This is a genomic window from Frankia sp. KB5, assembly GCF_002099325.1.
In the GTDB taxonomy this organism is placed as follows: domain Bacteria; phylum Actinomycetota; class Actinomycetes; order Frankiales; family Frankiaceae; genus Frankia; species Frankia casuarinae.
In genome coordinates this window covers 1-21,258 of record NZ_MRUJ01000051.1, presented here as the reverse complement: position 1 = coordinate 21,258, position 21,258 = coordinate 1, and the positions used below count along the sequence as shown (strand labels likewise).

The 21,258-nt window shown below is 70.0% G+C and carries 16 protein-coding genes and 2 pseudogenes; 6 read left to right on the top strand and 12 right to left on the bottom strand.

Annotated elements, in window-relative coordinates; translation table 11 throughout:
- Window positions 1–94 precede the first annotated feature (94 nt).
- The 5 genes and pseudogenes from KBI5_RS06110 to KBI5_RS06090 form a co-directional block, all read right to left on the bottom strand.
- A pseudogene (locus KBI5_RS06110) lies at window positions 95–193 on the bottom strand (transposase); the annotation flags it as partial.
- 7 nt (window positions 194–200) lie between these two features.
- A pseudogene (locus tag KBI5_RS26880) lies at window positions 201–697 on the bottom strand (transposase).
- A gap of 407 nt (window positions 698–1,104) precedes the next feature.
- Complete coding sequence (locus KBI5_RS06100) at window positions 1,105–1,851, bottom strand: succinate dehydrogenase/fumarate reductase iron-sulfur subunit (RefSeq protein WP_011437846.1); 747 nt, start codon at window positions 1,849–1,851, stop codon at window positions 1,105–1,107.
- Window positions 1,852–1,894: 43 nt separating this feature from the next.
- A complete protein-coding gene (locus KBI5_RS06095; protein WP_011437845.1) occupies window positions 1,895–3,832 on the bottom strand; it encodes a fumarate reductase/succinate dehydrogenase flavoprotein subunit in 1,938 nt (645 codons plus the stop codon).
- A 154-nt stretch (window positions 3,833–3,986) separates the two neighbouring features.
- Window positions 3,987–4,655 carry a succinate dehydrogenase cytochrome b subunit gene (locus KBI5_RS06090; RefSeq protein WP_347272470.1) on the bottom strand — a complete coding sequence of 223 codons (669 nt, stop codon included), beginning with the start codon at window positions 4,653–4,655 and terminating at the stop codon, window positions 3,987–3,989.
- 164 nt (window positions 4,656–4,819) lie between these two features.
- Here KBI5_RS06090 and KBI5_RS06085 point away from each other — a divergent pair, with 164 nt between their 5' ends.
- The 3 genes from KBI5_RS06085 to KBI5_RS06075 all read left to right on the top strand — a co-directional run bounded on the left by KBI5_RS06085 (window position 4,820) and on the right by KBI5_RS06075 (window position 7,681).
- The gene (locus tag KBI5_RS06085) at window positions 4,820–5,770 is read left to right on the top strand and encodes a LysR substrate-binding domain-containing protein (protein WP_085014533.1); all 951 of its coding nucleotides are present in this window, start codon (window positions 4,820–4,822) and stop codon (window positions 5,768–5,770) included.
- Window positions 5,771–6,115: 345 nt separating this feature from the next.
- Window positions 6,116–6,487 (top strand): hypothetical protein, encoded by a 372-nt coding sequence (locus KBI5_RS06080; protein ID WP_011437842.1) that lies wholly within the window; start codon window positions 6,116–6,118, stop codon window positions 6,485–6,487.
- Window positions 6,488–6,583: 96 nt separating this feature from the next.
- Window positions 6,584–7,681 (top strand): amidohydrolase family protein, encoded by a 1,098-nt coding sequence (locus KBI5_RS06075; RefSeq protein ID WP_085014532.1) that lies wholly within the window; start codon window positions 6,584–6,586, stop codon window positions 7,679–7,681.
- 31 nt (window positions 7,682–7,712) lie between these two features.
- On the opposite strand, the gene KBI5_RS06070 is transcribed toward KBI5_RS06075, so the two are convergent.
- A complete protein-coding gene (locus KBI5_RS06070) occupies window positions 7,713–8,147 on the bottom strand; it encodes a response regulator (protein ID WP_085014531.1) in 435 nt (144 codons plus the stop codon).
- Window positions 8,148–8,244: 97 nt separating this feature from the next.
- Window positions 8,245–9,330, bottom strand: coding sequence for a PLP-dependent cysteine synthase family protein (locus KBI5_RS06065; protein ID WP_085014530.1), 1,086 nt, complete (start codon window positions 9,328–9,330; stop codon window positions 8,245–8,247).
- A 188-nt stretch (window positions 9,331–9,518) separates the two neighbouring features.
- Here KBI5_RS06065 and mshB point away from each other — a divergent pair, with 188 nt between their 5' ends.
- Both mshB and KBI5_RS06055 read left to right on the top strand, forming a co-directional pair.
- Entirely contained in the window at window positions 9,519–10,442 is a 924-nt protein-coding gene (gene mshB, locus KBI5_RS06060) for an N-acetyl-1-D-myo-inositol-2-amino-2-deoxy-alpha-D-glucopyranoside deacetylase (RefSeq protein ID WP_043590713.1), read from the top strand.
- Window positions 10,443–10,483: 41 nt separating this feature from the next.
- The gene (locus KBI5_RS06055) at window positions 10,484–10,708 is read left to right on the top strand and encodes a DUF1918 domain-containing protein (protein WP_232235012.1); all 225 of its coding nucleotides are present in this window, start codon (window positions 10,484–10,486) and stop codon (window positions 10,706–10,708) included.
- Between the two features lie 74 nt (window positions 10,709–10,782).
- On the opposite strand, the gene KBI5_RS06050 is transcribed toward KBI5_RS06055, so the two are convergent.
- Both KBI5_RS06050 and KBI5_RS06045 read right to left on the bottom strand, forming a co-directional pair.
- A complete protein-coding gene (locus KBI5_RS06050) occupies window positions 10,783–12,732 on the bottom strand; it encodes a glycosyl hydrolase (protein ID WP_085014529.1) in 1,950 nt (649 codons plus the stop codon).
- A gap of 399 nt (window positions 12,733–13,131) precedes the next feature.
- Entirely contained in the window at window positions 13,132–14,193 is a 1,062-nt protein-coding gene (locus KBI5_RS06045; protein ID WP_116289850.1) for a CAP domain-containing protein, read from the bottom strand.
- 390 nt (window positions 14,194–14,583) lie between these two features.
- Between KBI5_RS06045 and KBI5_RS06040 the strand changes: the two genes are divergently transcribed.
- Window positions 14,584–18,471 (top strand): ATP-binding cassette domain-containing protein, encoded by a 3,888-nt coding sequence (locus KBI5_RS06040; protein WP_085014528.1) that lies wholly within the window; start codon window positions 14,584–14,586, stop codon window positions 18,469–18,471.
- Between the two features lie 24 nt (window positions 18,472–18,495).
- Here KBI5_RS06040 and KBI5_RS06035 read toward each other — a convergent pair whose 3' ends face one another.
- The 3 genes from KBI5_RS06035 to soxR form a co-directional block, all read right to left on the bottom strand.
- The gene (locus KBI5_RS06035) at window positions 18,496–19,752 is read right to left on the bottom strand and encodes an ABC transporter substrate-binding protein (RefSeq protein ID WP_011437834.1); all 1,257 of its coding nucleotides are present in this window, start codon (window positions 19,750–19,752) and stop codon (window positions 18,496–18,498) included.
- A gap of 230 nt (window positions 19,753–19,982) precedes the next feature.
- Window positions 19,983–20,720 (bottom strand): NADPH-dependent FMN reductase, encoded by a 738-nt coding sequence (locus KBI5_RS06030; RefSeq protein WP_023840343.1) that lies wholly within the window; start codon window positions 20,718–20,720, stop codon window positions 19,983–19,985.
- 140 nt (window positions 20,721–20,860) lie between these two features.
- A partial coding sequence (soxR, locus tag KBI5_RS06025; protein WP_085014527.1) for a redox-sensitive transcriptional activator SoxR occupies window positions 20,861–21,258 on the bottom strand: 398 nt, incomplete at its 5' end.

The following is a 21,258-nucleotide window of genomic DNA, read 5'->3' as shown; positions in this document are numbered from 1 at the left end:
AGCGGACAGGCCATCATGCACCCCCAACCCGAGACGTACAGGAGTATCGGTCGAGAACCAGTCGAGTGTCATGTCAGTGCCCTGTCAAATGATTCGGCGGGAAGTTGACCAGAAGATGGACGTGGTCGCGCTCGCCGTTGAACTCGACCAGTTCGGTCTCGACGTCGACGCACACGGCCCGCATGATTTCGTCTAGAAGATCACGGAAAATCTTGTTCCGCGGCTGCTGTGGTCGGGATCCAGCTGTTGTCGCTGGTGCGGGTGAGCCCGAGGTTGACCAGCCGGCGGAGGTTGGGAGCGGCCGCGCGGTGGTGGAGCCAGCTGTCGTTGCGGGCCACGCCGCGGTAGGGCACCCGGCGGTTGCCGTGGGCTGTCAGCCAGGCGATCCCGCGTTCGACCGGGGGCGCCAGCGGCGGTACTCGTCCGGCCAGGCCGGGTCGGTGGCCTCGTGGCGGGCGGCGGCCAGCAGGGCGTGTTTGGGGTGGATGGTGAGGGTTCGCCCGGTTTGGGAGGTGGCGCAACGGTCACGCGGGCAGGTGCGGCACAGGGTCCTGAACTGGTCCTGGCGGTGACCGTGGGCCTGGGGACGCCCCAGAGGGGTGGTGTGTCCGGCCGGGCAGGTGACCGTGGCGGCGGCGTCGAGCAGCCCCAGCCCGCCCGCGGCCTTCCACCGCAGATCACAGCGCAACGCCCGCACCGTCTCGACTCCGACAACCCGTGCAGGCTCCGCGGCACCACCGTGGCCGCCAGCACCTGCGGTGGCATACTCGGCCGCCCGTTCGACGACGGGTACATGTCGGTGAACATCCCCGCCGGGAACAGCACCTCCCGGTGCTCCGCCAGGAACGCGAACACACTGCCTGCCGGGATCAACTCCCGGCAGGTCTCCCACGCATCCGGCCCGACCGGCTCGCCCACCCACTCACCCTGCATGATCCCAACACTGGCGTCGACCACCACACCAGAACCCGGACCCGCAAGATTTTCAGTGATCTTCCACCCGTGCTGCGCGTACAGCCATTCGTCCAGTCAAACCTACGGACGTCGGGTGGACACCTATGGACGGAAAGCGCCGATCTTCAGGTCGGGGGATGCCTACCGGATCTACCGGAGGCCGATCGAGGCCCGCAGGACCTCGCGGTTGAGCGTGGCGATGCTGTCCAGTGGGATGCCCTTCGGGCAGGCGACGGTGCACTCCCCGGTGTTGGTGCACCCGCCGAAGCCCTCGGCGTCCATGGCCTCGACCAGGTTGAGCGTGCGGCTCGCCCGCTCCGGGGCGCCCTGGGGCAGGCTGTTGAGGTGCACGACCTTCGCCGAGGTGAACAGCATGGCCGAGCCGTTGGGGCAGGCCGCGACACAGGCGCCGCAGCCGATGCAGGTGGCGTTGTCGAACGCGGTGTCCGCGACGGCCTTGGGCACCGGGGTGGAGTGCGCCTCGGGGGCGCTGCCCGTCGGGGCGCTGATGTAGCCGCCGGCCTGGATGATCCGGTCGAGGCCGGAGCGGTCCACCATCAGGTCGCGGACGACGCCGAACGCGACCGAGCGCCACGGCTCGACGTCGATGACGTCCCCGTCGGAGAACTCCCGCACATGCAGCTGGCAGGTGGTGGTCCGTTCCCGGGGGCCGTGGGCCTGGCCGTTGATGACCACTCCGCAGGCGCCGCAGATGCCCTCGCGGCAGTCGTGGTCGAAGCTGACCGGYTCCTCGCCCCGCAGGGTCAGCCGCTCGTTGAGCACGTCGAGCAGTTCGAGGAAGGACATGTCCGGGTTCGCGTCGGGCACCTCGTAGGTGACCATGCGGCCCGGTTCGTCCGGTCCGGCCTGGCGCCAGATCCGAAGGGTGAGCTTCACGGTCGGCTCCTCGTACAGTCGTGATCCATTGACCGGTACCGCCTCACGCGTAGTTACGCTGGGCGAGGTGGACGTGCTCGAACTCCAGAACCTCGCGGTGCAGCACCGGCGGGGTTTCCGTGCCGGCGAACTCCCAGGCTCCGACGTAGGCGAACCGGTCGTCGTCGCGAAGGGCCTCGCCGTCCGGGGTCTGGCTCTCGACCCGGAAGTGCCCTCCGCAGGACTCCTCGCGGTGCAGGGCGTCGACACACATCAGCTCGCCGAGTTCGAGGAAGTCCGACACCCGGTTCGCCCGCTCCAGGCTCTGGTTGACACTACCCGCGTCGCCCGGCACCTTGACCTGGCGCCAGAACTCCTCGCGCAGCTCCGGAAGGCGCCCCAGCGCCTTGCGCAGGCCGTCCTCGCTGCGCGCCATCCCGCACTCGTCCCACATGATCTCGCCGAGCTCACGGTGGAACGAGTCGACGGTGCGGTCACCGTTCACGGCGAGCAGGCGGGTCAGCCGGCCCGTCGCCTCGGCCGCCGTCTCCGCGACCGCGGGATGGCTCGCGTCGACCGCGCCCAGCTTCGTCGAGGCGATGTAGTCACCCAGCATGGGCGGCAGCACGAAGTAGCCGTCGGCGAGACCCTGCATCAGCGCGCTCGCGCCGAGACGGTTGGCGCCGTGGTCGGAGAAGTTCGCCTCCCCGATCACGAAGAGCCCCGGAATACTGCTCTGTAGATCGTAGCCCACCCACAGCCCACCCATGGTGTAGTGGACGGCCGGGTAGATCCGCATCGGCACCTTGTAGGGGTCCTCGGCGGTGATCCGCTCGTACATCTCGAACAGGTTGCCGTACTTCTCGCGGACCTTGTCCTCGCCCATCCGCTTGATGGCGTCGGCGAAGTCGAGGTAGACGCCGAGCCCGCCCGGACCCACGCCGCGACCGGCGTCGCACTGGTACTTCGCCGCCCGCGACGCGATGTCACGGGGGACCAGGTTGCCGAATCCCGGGTAGATCCGCTCGAGGTAGTAGTCGCGCTCGTTCTCCGGGATGGTGTCGGGCGAGCGGGTGTCGCCCGCCTTCTTCGGCACCCAGATGCGGCCGTCGTTGCGCAGCGACTCGCTCATCAGCGTGAGCTTGCCCTGGTAGTCGCCGGAGCGGGGGATGCAGGTCGGGTGGATCTGGGTGTARCACGGGTTGGCGAAGTACGCCCCGCGCCGGTGYGCCCGCCAGATCGCGCTGGCATTGGAGTTCTTGGCGTTCGTCGACAGGTAGAACACGTTGCCGTACCCGCCGGTGGCGAGCACGACGGCGTCGGCGAGGTAGGTGGAGACCTGGCCAGTGACCAGGTCGCGGGCGACGATGCCGCGGGCGTGCCCGTCGATGACGATCAGGTCGAGCATCTCGGTGCGCGGGTGTATCTCCACGCCGCCGGCATCGATCTGCCGGGACAGCGCCTGGTAGGCGCCGATCAGCAGCTGCTGACCCGTCTGGCCCCGGGCGTAGAAGGTCCGCGAGACCTGCACGCCGCCGAACGAGCGGGTGTCGAGCAGGCCGCCGTACTCCCGGGCGAAGGGCACACCCTGCGCCACGCACTGGTCGATGATCTGGGTGGACGTCTGCGCGAGACGGTAGACGTTGGACTCCCGGGAGCGGAAGTCGCCACCCTTCACCGTGTCGTAGAACAGCCGGTGGACCGAGTCGCCGTCGTTGCGGTAGTTCTTCGCCGCGTTGATGCCGCCCTGCGCGGCGATGGAGTGCGCCCGGCGCGGCGAGTCCTGGTAGCAGAACTGGATGACCCGGTAGCCCTGCTCGGCGAGGGTGGCGCCGGCGGCGCCACCGGCGAGCCCCGTGCCGACGACGATCACGGTGTGGCGGCGCCGGTTGGCCGGGTTGACCAGCTTGGCGGTGAAGCGTCGCTTGTCCCAGCGTTGCTCGATCGGCACGTCCGGCGCCGCGGTGTCGGCGATGTCGGCACCGAGGTTGTAAAACGACATGTCAGCCCTTCCCATGCTTCCGGCACCGCGCCACGCAAGGTCGGCCGCGGAGCCGTCGGCTGTTCAATCCACCAGTGCAGTGACCCATCGGTGCAGTGACCCATCGGTGCAGTGACCCATCGGTGCAGTGACCCATCGGTCCAGTGCCGTGCCGTCAATCCACCAGGCCGGCGAGAACCGACACCGGGACGATCACGAATCCCACCGTGAGGAGAACCGCGAGGACATTGGCGGTGGCCTTGAAAACTCGGTCCCGTTTCGGGTTGTTGACACCGAGGGTCTGGGCCGCACTCCAGAAGCCGTGCTGGATGTGGAGCCCGAGGGAGATCATGGCGGCGATGTAGATGAGMGTGACCCACCACACGCTGAAACTCGACACGACGTTGTCGTAGGCGGCACCTTCGACCCCGTGTCGGTTGAGGGTCAGCGTCGTGAAATCGAGGATGTGGTACACGATGAACAACGCGAGGGTGATTCCACCGTAGCGCATCACATGCGTGGCATAACTGGCCCGGGCTCGTTGGCGGTGGACGTACTTTGTCGGCCGGGCCCGCAGGTCACGCCGGCTGAGCTGGTACGCGGACACCGTGTGCAGGCCCACGGCCAGCACCAGCACGACGCGTTGGATCCATAGGTACCACGTATCGTGCAGGACCGGCTCGCCGATCGTCCGGAGCCAGYCGGCGTAGTGGTCGAAGTCGTCGCGGCCAAAGAAAATCTTCAGGTTCCCGAGCATGTGAGCGATCAGGAACAGGAGCATCAGCAGCYCGGTGACGGCCATCACGGTCTTTTTGCCGATGGTTGACCGCCACAGGTTGCGCAGGACGGACGAAGATCGCGGGGGCCGCGGGGTGGGCGCAGGGGACGCCGACCGCGCCGGGGTTGTCACAGCCACGAGCGCACCCTAGAGCGCACTCCCTCCAGTGGTCCAAGACATGATAAACCTGGACTCGATAGTGCCGTCCTATCGACGTCTACGCTGGCGGCGTGCAGCTCCACCAGCTCGCCTATTTCGTCGCCGTCGCGGAGACCCGGCACTTCACCCGGGCCGCCCAGCGGGTGCATGTCGCCCAGCCGTCCCTGTCCCAGCAGATCCGCGCCTTGGAACAGGAGCTGGGCACACCTTTGTTTAACCGCGCGCGGGGGAACATCAGCCTGACCCCGGCGGGGGAGACGCTCCTGCCGCTCGCCCGGCGCATCCTCACCGATACCGAGACCGCCCGCCAGCGGGTCACCGAGCTGCTCGACCTACGCCACGGCACGGTGCGCCTCGGTGCCACCCCGAGTCTGTGCACCGGCTTCCTGCCCGACGTGCTGCGACTGTTCCACCAGCGGTACCCGGGCATCCGCCTGCTGGTCGAGGAAGGGGGATCACGCGACCTCGTCCGCGATCTGGCCGCGGGCAGCCTGGACCTGGCGTTGATCATCCTTCCGCTGCAGAGCAGCGACCCGGCCCTGGCGACCTCGCCGCTGATCCGCGAGAGCCTGGTCCTCGTCTCGTCGCTGGACGAGCCACCGATCGTCGCCGGAYGCCCGCTGACCGTGGCCGATCTGCGTAACCACCCGATGGTGATGTTCCGCCGCGGCTACGACCTGCGGGAGGCCACCGTGACGGCCTGCCGGGAGGCCGGATTCGAGCCGATTTTCGCGATCGAGGGCGGGGAGATGGACGCCGTGCTCGGTTTCGTCGCGGCGGGTCTGGGCAGCGCGGTGATTCCGAGCACGGTCGCCCACCGGCTCGGCATGCGGGTCACCCCGTTCGTGCTCCCGGGGCTGCAACGCACCATCGGGCTGGCGCGTCGCCGCGACGTCGAGCCGACCCGTGCCGCCGTCGAGCTGCAACGGGTCCTGTGGGAGTACCTCCGCGACRCCGCGGCCTCGGGCAACCTTCCCGACGGCACCCGGCTCCTCGCCGGACCGACCTCCGCCGGCACGTGATCTGTCATCTTCGGGCTCTCGTGCAACGTATTCGATGAGGCAGACTTTTCATGGCGTGACGATCAGGTTCTTTTCGCGTGAATCGCCATCGCTTTTTCTGGTTCGGCGTGTGGTCCGCCTGTCCACCGAGCCCATTTTTTCCGCCCACCCGCACGCGATCCGGTCGGGTGGGCTTAAAGTTGTGCGAGCGGTCGTAGATCGGGCGGTTTCCGGTCTACGGGGACTGGCTGCGGGGATGACTGGCTGCGGGGACGACTGTCAACGCGCGGTTCGCGTGAACTGGCGCCAGTGCACAACGGGGGCAGCGTCGGAGCTGCCGTCGACCTCGAACACACGGGAGGCGATATGAACAGCGTCGACATTGCCCTGAAGGAATCGCTCGAGATAAGCGGGGCGCTTGGGGTTGCCCTCGTCGACTTCACCAGTGGAATGACCCTCGGAACGGCCGGTAACACGCATGTGATCGACCTTGAGATCGCCGCGGCCGGAAACACCGAGGTCATCCGGGCGAAGATTCGGACGATGGAGAGTCTCGGGCTTCAGGACACCATCGAGGACATCCTGATTACGCTGGGTCGCCAGTACCATCTGATCCGGTTGTTGCAGAGCCATTCCGGCCGTGGCCTGTTCCTCTATCTGGTGCTCGACAAGCCGCGCGCGAACCTCGCGCTGGCCCGTCATCGGCTGCGCGCCGTCGAGTCGCAGCTCGACGTCTGAGTGCTTCCGGGGCCCGATCGGGCGGCGCGTCCTCGCCACGGGCCTGGTGCCGGCGCGCCGGTGACCGGACGACGGTGATAGGGATATGACGTGAATATGAACGTGCCGGCGCTGCGGATCCGTGGCGGCGTGCTGGTCGCTCCGACGGAGGTCCGTGACGAGGTCTGGGTCGTCGATGGCCGGATCACCTTCTCCGCCCCCACCGGCGCGGCGGYCCGGGACGTACGGACGGTCTCCGGATGGGTGTTGCCCGGCCTCGTCGACGCTCACTGCCATGTCGGCCTCGCCGCGCACGGCGCCGTCGACAGGCCCACCGCCGAGCAGCAGATCATCACCGACCGGGCGGCGGGCGCGCTGCTGCTGCGCGACGCCGGTTCCCCGGCCGACACCCGGTGGATCGATGCCCGTGACGACCTGCCCCGGCTGGTGCGGGCCGGCCGGCACATCGCCCGGCCCCGGCGATACCTCCGCAACTACGCGGCGGAGGTCGAGCCGGCCGACCTCGTCGCCGAGGTCCTCGCGCAGGCCGGCCGGGGCGACGGGTGGGTGAAGCTCGTCGGCGACTGGATCGACCGCGGGCTGGGCGACCTGGCGCCGTGCTGGCCCGCGGACGTGGCGAAGGCCGCGATCGACGCGGCGCACGCCGCCGGAGCCCGGGTCACCGCCCACTGCTTCGCCGAGGACTCCCTCGCGGATCTGGTCGAGGCAGGGATCGACTGCATCGAGCACGCCACCGGTCTCACCGAGCGCACGATCCCGCTGTTCGCCGAGCGGGGGGTCGCCATCGTGCCAACCCTGGTGAACATCGCGACCTTCGAGGACATCGCCGCGGGCGCCGAGGCGAAGTTCCCCGCCTACGCCCGGCACATGCGTGCCCTGTACGCCCGGCGCCATGACACGGTGCGGGCGGCCTACGACGCCGGCATCCCGATCTTCGTCGGTACCGACGCCGGGGGAAGCCTCCCGCACGGGCTGGTCGCCGCCGAGGTGGCCGAGCTTCGCCTGGCCGGGCTGCCGGCGGCGGCCGCGCTCGACGCGGCGACCTGGGGGGCCCGCTCCTGGCTCGGTTATCCGGGCCTGTCCGAGGGCGCCTGGGCCGATCTGGTGGTGTATCCGAGCGACCCGCGGGCCGACGTCGCGGTGCTCGGCGCCCCGGACCTCATCGTTCTGCGCGGACGGCCGGTCTCTGCCTGAACGTCCCCGCGTCCCCCGGGTATGCGGCTGGTCAGCGGGGAGCATCGAGGACCTGCCGGACCTTGTCCAGCAGGGTGCGTTCGGAGAAGGGTTTGGTCAACAGCGATACCCCCGGGTCCAGCTTCCCCTGCGCGGTGAGGACGGGATCGGCGTATCCCGACATGTAGAGCACCCGGATGCCGGGTTGCTGGGCCCGGATGCGGTTCGCGAGCTCCCTGCCCTGCATGCGCGGCATGATCACGTCCGTGAGCAGCAGGTGGATGTCGCCCCGGTGCTCGATCGCGATCGAGCACGCGTCGAGGGCGGTGGAAGCCGCCAGCACCTCGTAGCCGYTGCGGCTCAGGATCCGCCGGGCGACCTCGAGCAACGCGGCATCGTCCTCGGCGATCAGGACCGTCTCGCCGTGCCGGGCGGGCTCGGAGTCGGCCGGTCGTTGCCCGGCCGGATCCTGCGACAGGTTCCGCATAAAATCACCGCAGTAGGTAATTTACCGGTGGCATTTAGTGGCCAGAGGAACCGTAGCATCGCTTTCGGTGAGTCGCCACCGCGCCGGCCAGGCCGCTTCAGCCCGGCCAGGCCGCGGAGGTCACGGCCTGGCACAGGATCTCGGTGAACGGCCGCGGGTCGAGGCCGGCCGCGTCGAGCCAGGAACCGGAGTAATACGTGTCGGCGTACCGTTCGCCGCCGTCGCAGATCAAAGTGACCACGCTGCCGCGGTGACCGGAGGACACCAGCTCGCAGGCGAGCCGTACCGCGCCCCAGAGGTTCGTCCCGGTGGAGGCACCCGTCCGGCGGCCCGTCAGCGTCTCCAGGAACAACATGGCCGCGACGGACGCCGCGTCGGGCACAGTGATCATTCGGTCGACGATGTCGGGGAGGAAACTCGGCTCCACCTGTGGGCGGCCRATGCCCTCGATGCGGGAGTGCCCGCCGGTGACGTGCGGGTCRCCGGTGGACCAGGCGCGGTGGAACACCGAGCCCTCGGGATCGACGACGCACAGCGCGCAGTTGTGCTGCCGGTACCGCAGATAACGCCCGATCGTGGCGCTGGTGCCCCCGRTGCCGGCACCGACGACGATCCAGGTGGGGATGGGATGGCGCTCCAGCGCCATCTGATTGAAGATCGATTCGGCGATGTTGTTGTTGCCGCGCCAGTCCGTCGCTCGTTCCGCGTAGGTGAACTGGTCCATGTAGTGACCGTTCGTGGCCTCGGCCAGCCGCCTGGCCTCCGCGTACACCGTGGTGGCGTCCGCCACCAGGTGGCAGCGACCCCGCTCACGTTCGATCAGGGCGATCTTCTGCGTGCTGGTCGAGGCGGGCATGACGGCGATGAAGGGGAGCCCGAGCATGCGGGCGAAGTAGGCCTCCGAGACCGCCGTCGACCCGGAGGAGGCCTCGACGATCGTCGTCCCCTCCCGGATCCAGCCGTTGCACAGCCCGTAGAGGAACAGCGACCGGGCCAGGCGGTGCTTCAACGAGCCGGTGGGATGCGTCGACTCGTCCTTCAGATAGATGTCCACGCCCCGTTCCGCCGGCCACAGGTGCAGGGGGAACAGGTGGGTGTCCGCCGACCTGTTGGTGTCGGCCTCGACTCGGCGAATGGCCTCCCGAGTCCATCGGACGTCCTGTCTGGTGGGTGCATCACTCATGCCCTTCCCGTTCCCCGGATCATGCTTGGATGAAGATCTTTGTTCTTTCCGCCCGCCTTCGTCGATTCGTTGATCTGTGAGCTGTTTGTCTCTTATGGGTTATCGATGCGGTTGCGGGCTCTGTATCCGCAAGTTACCGGTTCGATGGTCGAGATGCGCCGTCCGTGGGTCGCCCCTACCGTCAAGCTATGCCGGTTACTCAAGGTTCCGGTGTGCTGCCGGCCCGTCGGATCGTGTTCGTCCATGCTCATCCCGACGACGAGACGATCGCGACCGGGGCGACGATGGCCCGCTACGCCGCCGATCCCGACACCCAGGTGGTCCTTGTCACGTGCACGCTGGGCGAGATGGGCGAGGTGCTGGTCCCCGAGCTGACCAACCTGCGGGCGGACCGCGCGGACCAGCTCGGCGGATACCGGATCGGGGAGCTGGAACAGGCGTGTACCGAGCTCGGCGTCACCGACTACCGCTTCCTCGGGGGCGCCGGTCGTTGGCGGGACAGCGGCATGTTGGACAGCCCCGCGAACGACGACCCGCGCTGCTTCTGGCGGGCGAACATGGACGACGCGTCCGAGGCGCTCGTGCGGATCGTGCGGGAGGTCCGGCCGCAGGTGATCGTGACCTACGACGCGATCGGGGACTACGGTCATCCCGATCACATCAGGGCGCACGACGTCACCGTCCGGGCCTTCGCCGACGCGGCCGATCCGGACTTCGCTCCCGACGCGGGTCCGACCTGGCAGGTCTCGAAGTTGTACGAGACGGCGCTGTCCCACTCCGCGGTCGAGTCCGCGGTGGACCGCATCTGGCGGTCCGACCTGGCGAAGACGGTCCCCGAGGGGATCACGATGCCCTCGGACATGCTGCTGTCGGTTCCCGATACCAAGGTCACCACGACGATCGAGGCGCCGGGCTTCTTCGCCGCGAAGATCGCGGCAATGCGGGCCCACCGCAGCCAGATGACCGTGGACGGATTCTTCTTCGCTCTGGTCGACGGGAACGGCCGGTCGGCGAAGGCCACCGAGAACTTCGTGCTGGCCCGGGGGGCGGTGGGCCCGGGCTCGGGTTCCGGCGTGGAAACCGACCTGTTCGACGGAGTGGCGACGCGCTGATGCCGGAACGGACCGCGAACGGACCGCGGGAGGGAATCCTGATGTACACCGGGAACATCATGTACGCCAGGGTCGGGGACCGCCTCGTCGTGCGTAATTCGGCAACAGGTCGTACCGAGCGCCACGGTGTGATACTCAAGATTCGCGGCGAGAGCGGCCGAGCGCCGTTCATCGTCCGGTGGGACGACGGCCGCGAATCGTGGTACATCCCGGCCGCCTATGAATCGGTCGAGCTACGTCCCAGCCGCGACCGGCGGCCCGGCTGAGGACCCCCTCGGGTGGAGGGGTGCCGCCCACTGAATCATTGCCGGCGGGCGGCACCCGGCGTCACCTCCGGAGCCTACTGCCCGGAGTAGAGCTGTTTATAGCGGGCGCCCGCCTGCCGGTTCAGGTAGAGACACGTGGCGCTGAGCGGTCGGTACAGGTTCGAACCGACGTTGTTCGGGTCGCAGTTGTTGAAGTAATACTCGTAGGCCAGCCCCTTGCCGGCATGGGCCACGAACCAGTCGTACATCCACTGGATGTAATTGGCGTTGTCACCGCCACCGTTGTTGCCGCTGGTACTCACCACCCCCCATTCGCCGACGCCGAAGAGCTTGTTGTGCGCGCGGGCGAAGTTGAACCAGTAGTTCAGCCCACCGGGGGCGTTGGCCTGGGCGTCGAACTCGGCCTTTGTCCGGGACGGCGGCCAGTGGTCGTACGCGTCGAGGCCGACCCCGTCCACCCAGGCGTCGCCCGGATACATGTCCATCGGGTTGTGGCTCGGCGGGTTCTGCGAGTAGTGAGCGTTGAGGCACCAGCACAGGGTGGGGTCCGGCTCCGCGGTCGAGTTGATGGCGTCCGCGACGTGGCGCCAGCAGTTGACGTAGTCCTTGGGGTTGGTGGCGGACCATTCGTACCAGTCGCCGTTGYCCTCCCAGGCGATTCGCAGGTAGGAGTTCTGCCGGCCGTAGGCGTTCAGTACGCGGCCGAAGGTCTTCCAGTACTCGTCGTAGGCCCCGGTGGCGCAGGTCGCGTTGCTGGCACCGATGTGCTCCGGGAAGGGGGGGATGGAGATGATCAACCGGCCGGGCCAGTTGGCGAAGGTGCGCAGCAGATCCACCGGCTGGCTGACGTTCGCCCAGCTGTTCCGGGTGGTGTAAAGCAGGGTGAAGTCACAGGGCGCCCCGCGCCAGGTRCAGAACGCCTCCAGGTTCTGCTGGTTCATCACCGGATCGGGATAGGTTCCGGTCAGCCACCCTTTGCCCGAGCGGGGCCCGGCGTAGGACGGCGGGGCCGGCGGCGGGTTCGCTCCGGTGGTGACCTCCGCCCGGTCGAAACCGACGTTGTTGCCCTGCGAGGAGGTGTTGCGCTGCCCGGTATTCGTCAGGGTCAGGGTGTGCGTGCCGGCGGCGAGCTTGTCCGAGCTGTAGAACAGGGTGATGCTCGAGGTCGGCGCGTAGGTGTCGACGTTGACCGGCTGGCCGCCGTCCAGGCGGATCGTGCTGAATCCCCCGATCGGGCCCTTGGCGCCGTAGATGTTGATCTGCGTTCCGCTGAAACGGATCGTGGCGACCGCGCCGGCGGTCGCCGAGTAGTAGAAGCTGTTGTTCGGGGAGGTAATGCAGCCGGTGCACTTCGTCCACCCGGTCGAGTAAGAGACCTGGTTGGTGCCGGTGCCGATCGTCGTGTCCTCGATGGTGAGCGCCGTGGGCACCGGCGGTGTCGGCGGGGGCGGCGCCACCTCGTTGATCGCCTCGGCGCGGTCGAAGGCGACGTCGTAGCCCCGGGACGCGGCATTGCGCTGGTGCAGGTTGGTGATCTGCACTGTGTGGGTGCCCGCGGTGAGCGTGTTCGAGGTGAAGATCGAGCTCGCGACCGCGACCGTAGCGAAGGTGTCGACGAGCTCCGGGGTGCTGCCGTCGATGCTGATCGCGGCCTGGCCGCTCCACGGCCCCTTGACCCCGAAGATGGTCACCCGCGTGCCGATGAACTGGAACGAGGCGACGCTGCCGTAGGTCGACGAGTACCGGAAGCCGTCGTCGAGGGGCCCGGCTATGCACCCGGTGCACCGGGTCCACGTCCCCGTGTAGGAGACCTGGTTGAGCCCGGTGCCGATGGCGCTGTCCTCGATGATCGTCGGGGCCTGCGCGCGGGCAGGTCCGGTCAATGCCCCGGTCATCAGGGCCACGGTGAGGGTGAGTAGCAGCCCGCCGATCCGGTGGCGACGTGCTCGAGTCCGCGCGTGACGGCCGTTCGAATATCTCCTGGGCTGGGACGCTGTCCCGTCCCGTTTGTTCTCTGTGCGCATTCTCCAGTCCTGTCCTGGGTTGTGGAACGCGTGTCGAGCTTGTCGATGAAAGCTGACTCATCAACCAGGAAGGAAGCTAGATCAATGGTTCGCGGGCATGGTCGAACGTCGTTGTCCGGAGATTCGACGCGCACTTCTCCAGGCGTGGGCGAAGACTTGTGACGTCGTCCTTCCCGGCGGTTCGGGTGGAACGTGCACAGCCGGATTGCGCAGATTCTCCGCTCGCGGCGGCGGTGTCACCGGTTCTGGCGGTTCCTTGGGGTCGGCGCAGGAAAATCGTGATCCGTTCGGCCCGGTCGGTCAACGCCCGCGCGGGAATGCCGATACCTTTGTAGCCGAAGGTGCGACCTACCTCCGGTACGCCTGCGGTCTGAGTGCCTGCGGTCAGAGTGCCAGCGGTCAGAGCAGGGTGCCGAAGACCTGCGTCCAGTAGCGACCATACTCGCCGCCGGTGGCCTGCCCGACGCCGATCTGGCGCAGYCGCGGGATGAGGATGTTCGCCCGGTGGCCGGGGCTGTTCATCCATCCCGTCACCACCTCGTCCGCGCTGCTCTGGCCGGCGGCGATGTTCTCGGCGACCTGGGCGTAGCGGTAGCCCAGAGCGCTCACCCGGTCGGACACCGTGCGTCCCTCCGGGCTGGTGTGCGCGAAGAAGCCACGGGTCGCCATGTCCACGCTGTGCGCCTCCGCGGCGGCGGCCAAGCGGTCGTCGACGGTCAGCGGCGCGAGACCCTCCCGGGCGCGCTCGGCATTGGTGAGCGTGACGACCCGCGCGAGCACGAGGGTCAGATCACCCTCCCGGGTACCCCGACCCGTGGAATCGGGGTACCCGGGAGGGTCACGGCGTTGACCCTGGCCCTGGTGGCCCTGGTGGCCCTGGTGGCCCTGGTGGCCCTGGTGGCCCTGGTGGCCCTGGTGGCCCTGGTGGCCCTGGTGGCCCTGGTGGCCCTGGTGGCCCTGGTGGCCCTGGTGGCCCTGGTCGCCGTCGTCGATGTCGACTCCGAAGTCCCGGGCGAGACCGGCGAGGCCGTCCGCGTAGCCCTGCCCCACCGCCCGGATCTTCCACGCGGGGCCGCGCCGGTAGATCTCCACCAGCGTGACCACGGTCTCGCGGGACAACGGCGGTGGTGCGAAGCGGGCGATGAGGTCATCATGATCATTATGGATGGTGACGGCGAGAGCTGGCAGCCGTCCGAAGGGCGTCGTACCGTCCTCGGGGCTGGCGGCGATCACGACACGTTCGGCGCCCAGGCGCAGCCGGCCCGGATCGACGGTCACCGCGCCGCCCGAGAGTGCCACGCCCGGCGCCCTGGGCTGGTTGTAGAACACGAAGTCGCTGTCCGCGGCGWCCTTGCCGTTCGCGCCGGTGACGAGCGCACAGACGTCGAAGGGACCGGCGAGCCGGACCGAGACGGGGCCGGCAGGCAACGGCCCGTTCGCGCCAGGCACCAGGTCCCTCATCCGTTTCCACCCCTGTAGCCGTGGTCGTCCGCCATCGAGCGTTCGTCCGATGGTGCCATCCCGGACGTTTCGCGGTGTGCCCACGTTCCGTCACCCCCGACCAATCCGTGGGGTTAGGTAGCTTTCGCGAGGTTCTGTGGCTCTTATGCTATTCGGTGGCTCTCGTGGGGTTCGGTGGCTGTTGTGGCTGGTTTGATTGCCTTGTCGGTCTGTCCGGTCGTACCGTCACCTCGGTTGCCGTGATCATATGATCAATGGTCTGGCCTGCGGATTTTCCGGTGGGCTCACGCCGCTCATCGCGATCGAGGAGAGCCGGCGACCATTGGTGGGGGGCCGCTGAGGGATGATCGAGGCACCGTTCCGCGGTGCCCGGAGCAGGGTGGACCGCCGTTGAATGACGTCATGGGCTACGCCCTGCTCAGTCTGGGCACGGGCGCGCTCTACGCCCTCGTGGCCTCGGGTGTGGTGGTCATCGCCCGCGGGGCCGGCGTGCTCAACCTGGCCCAGGGCGCGCTGCTGGCCTGGGCGRCCTATGCCTTCCATGGGCTGCACGCCGGGTGGGGGCTGCCGCTCGGCCTCGCGGCGCCGCTGGCCGTGCTGTCGACGACCGTCATCGGGGTCGTGTTCCACCTGCTGGTGATGCGGCCACTGCGCGAGGCGACCTCGCTGCTGCGGCTGATGGCGACGCTCGGCCTGCTGATCATCTTGCAGTCGTTGCTGACGCTGATGTTCGCCGGTGCCGTGCGTACCTCCCCGACGGTGCTGCCGACCGGCAGGATAACGCTGTTCGACGAGCCCGTCGGCGTGTCCGTGTTCGTCCGGCTGGCTGTGGTCGCCGTGCTGGTCGCGGGGCTCTGGGCGGTGTTCCGGTTCACCACGGTGGGCCTCGCCGCGACGGTGGCGGCGGAGAACCTCAGGGCCGCCGCGACCTTCGGCTGGTCGGCGGACACCGTCGCCGCCGCTGCCTGGGGCGCCGGCAGCGCGCTGGCCGGTCTCGGCGGGGTCCTGCTCGCGCCGCTGCAGAACCCGTTGTCCTCGGCGAACCTGCTCCTGCTCATCGTCCCGGCGCTGGCGGTCGCGCTGGTCGCGCGGTTTCGCTCCTTCCCGATGGTGCTGGCGGGCGGGCTCGCCCTCGGGGTCGTCGAGGTGGAGACCCAGTTCCAGCTGGTCGCCGAGCACCCCTGGTGGCGCGGGGTCGACCGGGCTGTGCCGCTGGCGGTCATCGTCTTCTACCTCGCGATCCGCGGGCAGGGAATACCCGAACGCGGCCACCTCGCCGAACGTCAGCCTGCCCTCGGTAGCGGTCGGGTGCATCCGCGCGCCCTCGCGGTCACCGTGGCGGCCACCCTGGCGGCGACCTGGTGGCTGCTGCCGGTTGACTGGGTCGACGCGATCGACGCGAACGCCCTGTGGGCGCTGGTCATCCTGTCCGTCGTCGTGCTCGTCGGGTTCACCGGGCAGTTGTCCCTGGCGCAGCTCGCCTTTTCCGGCATCGCGGCGTTGATCGCCGGACGGCTCGTCGCGACCCGCGGCTGGCCGTTGGAGGCGGCCATGCTCGTCGGGGTCGCCGGCACGGCCGCGGTCGGACTGTTGTTCGCCCTGCCGGCGCTGCGGACCCGGGGCCTGCAGCTCGCGGTGGTGACCCTGGGCCTGGGCACCGCCGTCGACGCTCTGCTGTTCCAGCGCGGCTACCACTCCCCGGCACCGAGGAGCGCGGGCTCCATCGGTTCGCTGTTCGGCGATCTGGCCTCCCCGGAGGGCACGGTCGTCGGCCGTCAGACATTCCTCGGCATCGAGTTGGACAAGGTTGCCAACCCCCGCGGGTTCGCGACCGTCTCCGTCCTCGCCTTCGTCCTCGTCGCGCTGGCCGTCGCCAACCTGCGGCGCGGGCGCGCGGGCCGGCGACTGATCGCGGTGCGGACCAACGAGCGGGCCGCCGCCGCGCTCGGCATCAGCGTGGTCGGCGCGAAGCTCTACGCCTTCGCGCTGTCGGCGGCCATCGCCGGATTCGGCGGGGTGCTCTATGCGTTCTACGTCTACGGGGAGCGCGGGAACATCGACTATGGCGGTGGCGCCTTCGCGCCGTTCTCGTCGATCATGCTCATCGCCTACGCGGTGCTCGGCGGGGTCGGCTGGGTCAGCGGGGCGTTCGCCGGGGCGACGATGGCCGCCGGGGCGCTCGCGACCCGGCTCGGCGGCTGGGTCGGCGACCTGCTCGCCCGGCTCGGCGTGCTGCTGCGGGTCGTCGTGGCGGCCCTCGCCGGGCTGCTCGGCCTCGCCGCCGGTGCCTCGCTCGTCAGCGCGCCGCGCCCGCGCCGCCGGCTCGGCGCCGCCGCCCGGTACGCCCCCTGGGCCGTCGCCGCCGTCGCCGCCCTGGTCGCAGCGGTCTTCGGCGGCTGGGTGCGGGACTGGCTGGCCGAGCTCGACCGCTACGTGCCGCTGATCGGCGGGATCGTCCTCGTCGTCGTGCTGTCCCGGTCGGGTGGGGGCATGGCGCCGGAGAACGCCCGCACCGCCAGGCTGCTCCACGACCGGGTCCCGGCGGCGGCCGCCCGCCGCCGTCGCCGCGATGCCGCCCGCCTGGCCCGCCTGCTCGGCGCGCCGCCCGCCGCGCTGCCCGCCGTGCCCGCCGTCCTGTCGGTCTGGGGTCTGACGGTCCGGTTCGGCGCGGTCACCGCGGTGCGCTCGGTCGACCTGCGGGTGGAACCCGGTCAGATCGTCGGGATGATCGGCCCGAACGGCGCGGGCAAGACGACGGTCATCGACGCGATCACCGGTTACACCCCGTCCTCGGTCACGTCGGTCACGTCGATGACGTTGGGCGGCGTCCGGCTGGACCGTCTGCCGGCGCACCGGCGGGCCCGCGCCGGCATCAGCCGGTCGTTCCAGAACCTGGAGCTGTTCGACGATCTGACGGTCATCGAGAACATCCAGGCGGCCAGCGACCGCCGGGACACCCGCGCCTATCTCACCGACCTGCTGTTCCCCCGGGGACGTCCGCTTGAGCCGGCCGCGGTCGCCGCGGTCGACGCCTTCGGGCTGCGCGACGATCTCCTGCGCACCGTGGCGGAGCTTCCCTACGGTCGTCGTCGGCTGCTGGCCATCGCCCGGGCCGTCGCGGCGCGCCCCGCCGTGCTGCTRCTCGACGAGCCGTGCGCCGGGCTGGACGAATCGGAGAGCGCGGAGGTCGCGGGCCTGCTGCGTCGGCTCGCCGACGACTGGGGACTGGGCATCCTGCTCAACGAACACGACATGGACGTGGTCATGGGGGTCTGCGACCGGGTGGTCGTGCTGGACGCCGGGGAGCGCATCGCCGAGGGGACGCCGGAGCGGGTGCGCGACGACCCCCGGGTGCGGGTCGCCTGCCTGGGGGAGGCGGCGGTCCCGGCCCGGCCGGCCGTCTCCTGGACTCGGCCGGCCGTCTCCTGGACCCGGCGGGCCGTCTCCTRGACCCGGCCGGCCGGCCCGTCCGCGGGCGGGACCGGGGACCGCGTCGCCGACAGGACGGACCCGGCCCGGTTCGCGGCCGGCCCCGCGGTGCTGGCGGCGCGGGGCCTGTCCGCCGGCTACGGCAACGGCCCGGTGGTCCGCGACCTCAACCTGGAGGTTCACGCCGGCGAGGTCGTGACCCTGCTCGGCCCGAACGGCGCCGGCAAGACGACGACACTGCTGGCGCTGGCCGGCGCGATCCCGTCGGCGGGAGGCGAGGTCCTGCTCGCCGGGGCCGTGACGACCGCCGCGCTGCACGAACGGTGCCGACGTGGCCTGAGCCTGGTTCCCGAGGAACGCTCGGTCATCATGGACCTCACCGTCCGGGAGAATCTCCGGGTCGGTCGATGCGACCCGGACCTCGCCCTCGCGGTCTTCCCCGAGCTTGCCGAGCACCTCGATCGGCGGGCGGGGCTGCTCTCCGGGGGGCAGCARCAGATGGTGACCCTCGCGCGCGCCTTGGCGCGCCGGCCCACGGTTCTGCTCGCCGACGAGCTCTCGCTGGGCCTCGCGCCGCGCGTCGTGGACCGTCTGCTGGCGGCGGTGCGCGCCGCCGCGGACGATGGGCTCGCCGTGATCCTCGTCGAGCAGCACGTCCGCAGCGCCCTGTCGATCGCCGATCGGGTGCACGTCCTGCGGCATGGGGCCCTCGCCTGGTCGGGCACCGCCGCCCAGGCCCGTGCCGACCGGGAGACCCTGCTCGGCGCCTATCTGTCACCCGGACGGCCGGCGGACTCCGGCAATGGCGCCCCATCCGGCAATGGCGCCCTCAGCGGCCCGCGTGCCTGACCCGGGTCAGCGCGTGCCTCAGAGTCAGGAGGCGGCCCGGCGCAGGATGTCCAGGCCGGAGTAGGTCTCCGGGCCGAGTGGCACGAAGCTCTTCGACGCGCTGTCCCAGCGGGCTCCCCGCAGCGTGGTGTTGAAGATCCGTTCCGCCCCGGGGATCGGCGTCGTCGCCGTGAGGTTCAGCCGCGGGACGATGCCGCCCAGGTCCAGGTCGGTGGTCCGGTTGAGCTGGTCGAGCAGGGTGCGGGCGGTGAGCGGGCCGGACACCTTGTTGCCCACCTTCTCGGCGATCTGCACGGACAGCCACGCGCCGGTGGTGGTCGTCGTGGTGCGTAGCGCGGGGGCCGCGTCCGCGTCCCCGCCGGCCTGCTCGGCGTCCAGTTCGGAGATCATCCGGGCCACCTCGGGGAACTGGCCGGCCTGGCTCAGCTCGGGGAACGCGGTCGCGACCACGAGGTTGTCCGCGGCCGGACCGAGCGTCGACAGGTACTTCGGCGAGAGGGTTCCGGCCGCGTGGCAGGTCCGGACCCGCTGGCCGGCCTGGGAGATCACCGCGTAGGCGGCCTGGTCGAACACGACGAGCACGGCTCCGTCGGCACCGGACCGGGTGAGCTGGGAGATCGCCGGGGTGAAGTCGCTCGTCGTGATCGGAATACGGATCTTCGGATTGATCGGACGGTTCACCGCCTTCGCGCCGCCCTCGGCCATGATGATGAGCCGGTCGCTGGCGCTGAGGTCGTAGCCGACCAGCCCGAGGCGGGTGGCTCCCGCCTTGGCGAGCAACGACGGGCAGACCGCGGGGTAGAGCGCCAGCGGGCTGATGACGTAGCTGATCGGAGAGCTGAGCTCGGATCCGTCGGCCGAGATCCCGGCCGAACCGATGGACGGGATCCCCGCGTTCTCCAGGATGGGCATGATCCCACCCGAGCCGCTGACCTCGCCGACGACCGCGAGCACGTGCTGATCCACCGCCTGCTGGGCGCACTTCCTGGCCACGGCGGCGTCGTTCTTCTCGTTGCAGTGCACGAGCTCGACCCGGTGGCCGGCGATCCCACCCCGGGCGTTGACCCCGCGCACGGCGGCCCGGGCGGCGGCCACCATCTCCGGGTAGTTCGTTCCGGACGTGCCCACCGGGGCGATGATCATCAGTTTGACCGTTGATCCGGCCGAGGACGTGCCGGTGGCTTCGCCGTCCGAGTCGCCACCGCACGCGGCGAGCGTTCCCGCCAGCACGGCGCCCAGAACCGCCGCGGCGAGCCACCGGAGCCCGTACCGTCGTCCCACCGTGCCGCCTCCTCGTCGAGCGTGCCTCGTCCGCGTTCCGTGTTCCGGTCCCCTGCCGGGCCCCGCTGTCCCCTGCCGGGCCCCGCCACGGTAGACCTGCCTGCTCAGGACGGATACGCCCGGGTTGGCTGGGACCCGCGGGAGCCTCGGCGTGGGATCGCGTCCCGGCGTCAGAGCACCTCAGAGCACCTCAGAGCACCTGAGGTCACCTGAGGTCACCTGAGGTCACCTCAGAGCACCTGGGACCAGGCGTAGGTGAACCCCATGATCTGGTCGGCGAGGGTGTCCAGGCGGGCCGCGACGGTCCGGTCGAGCACTCGCCCGTGCGGGTCGAAGAGCGGCACCGCGGTGTTCAGGGTGACGCCCAGCGGGGTCGGCCAGCCGCGCAGGGCGTGCACCGTCGAGCGCAGGGCCGTCAGCGTCGTCCCGGCCGCCTGCGTGCCCCGGGCGCCGACGATCAGTGCGACCGCCCGGCCGTCCAGGTAGGGCCGGGGCGCGCCGCGCAGGTCCTCCAGATAGTCCAGGGCGTTCTTGACCTGGCCCGATATCCCGCCGTGGTAGCCGGGAGTCGCGATCACGAGGCCGTCGGCCCGTTCGACGGCGGCGAGGAGGCGCAGCGCGGCGGCGGGACGTTCCTGGCGTTCCGGCGCGTACATCGGCAGGTCCAGGTCCGCCGCACCGAGCAGCATCGTCTCCGCGCCGGCCTGCCCCATCATCGCCAGCACCGTCGCCAGGGCCTGGTGGGTGGTGGAGTTCGCCCGGCTGCTGCCACCGATGCCGACGATTAACGGGCGGCGGCGACGGGCCCGCACCGGACCGGGACCGTCCGGCGGCATGTCGGGCGAACGGTGCGCCGAGACCCGGCTGGGCAGCCCGGAGACGGGATCCGTACCGACCGTCTGGCTGCGCCCGCTCCTCGGTTCGCCGTTGCTGGCACCCGGTTGGAACATGCCGAATGTGTCTCCCACTACCCCTCCTCGTCCCGGATCCGGCATCCCGGTCCGGCATCCCGGTCCGGCGTCCCGGATCTGGCTCATGTCGGTCCGGCGATGGACCGCCACCCGCGTACCGTCGCGTCTGTCCTATCGCGGATGTCCTGTCCGATGTCCTATCGGACGGGCTGACCACACCGATCGAGGGGGTTGTGGGTCCGGCGCAGCGCAGCCGGCAGCGCGCGAGCGCCCGGCCCCAGCTCGGCGATCCGGTCGTGCGGATTCGAGATGCGGCAGCTTCGCAGCGACAAGCAGCCGCAGCCGATGCACGAGTTGAGTCCGTCACGCAGAGCGACCAGGGCCGCGATCTCGTCGTCCAGCCGGCCGCGCCACCGCCGCGAGATCGCGGACCAGTCCGCCTTGGTCGGCGTGCGCGACTCGGGCAGCGTCGACAGGGTCTCCCGCACCTCGTCGAGACTGAGCCCGACCGCGGTGGCGGCGCGGATGAACGCCAGCCGCCGCAGGACATGGCGCTCGTACCGGCGCTGCCCACCCGAGGTCCGGGTGGCGGTGA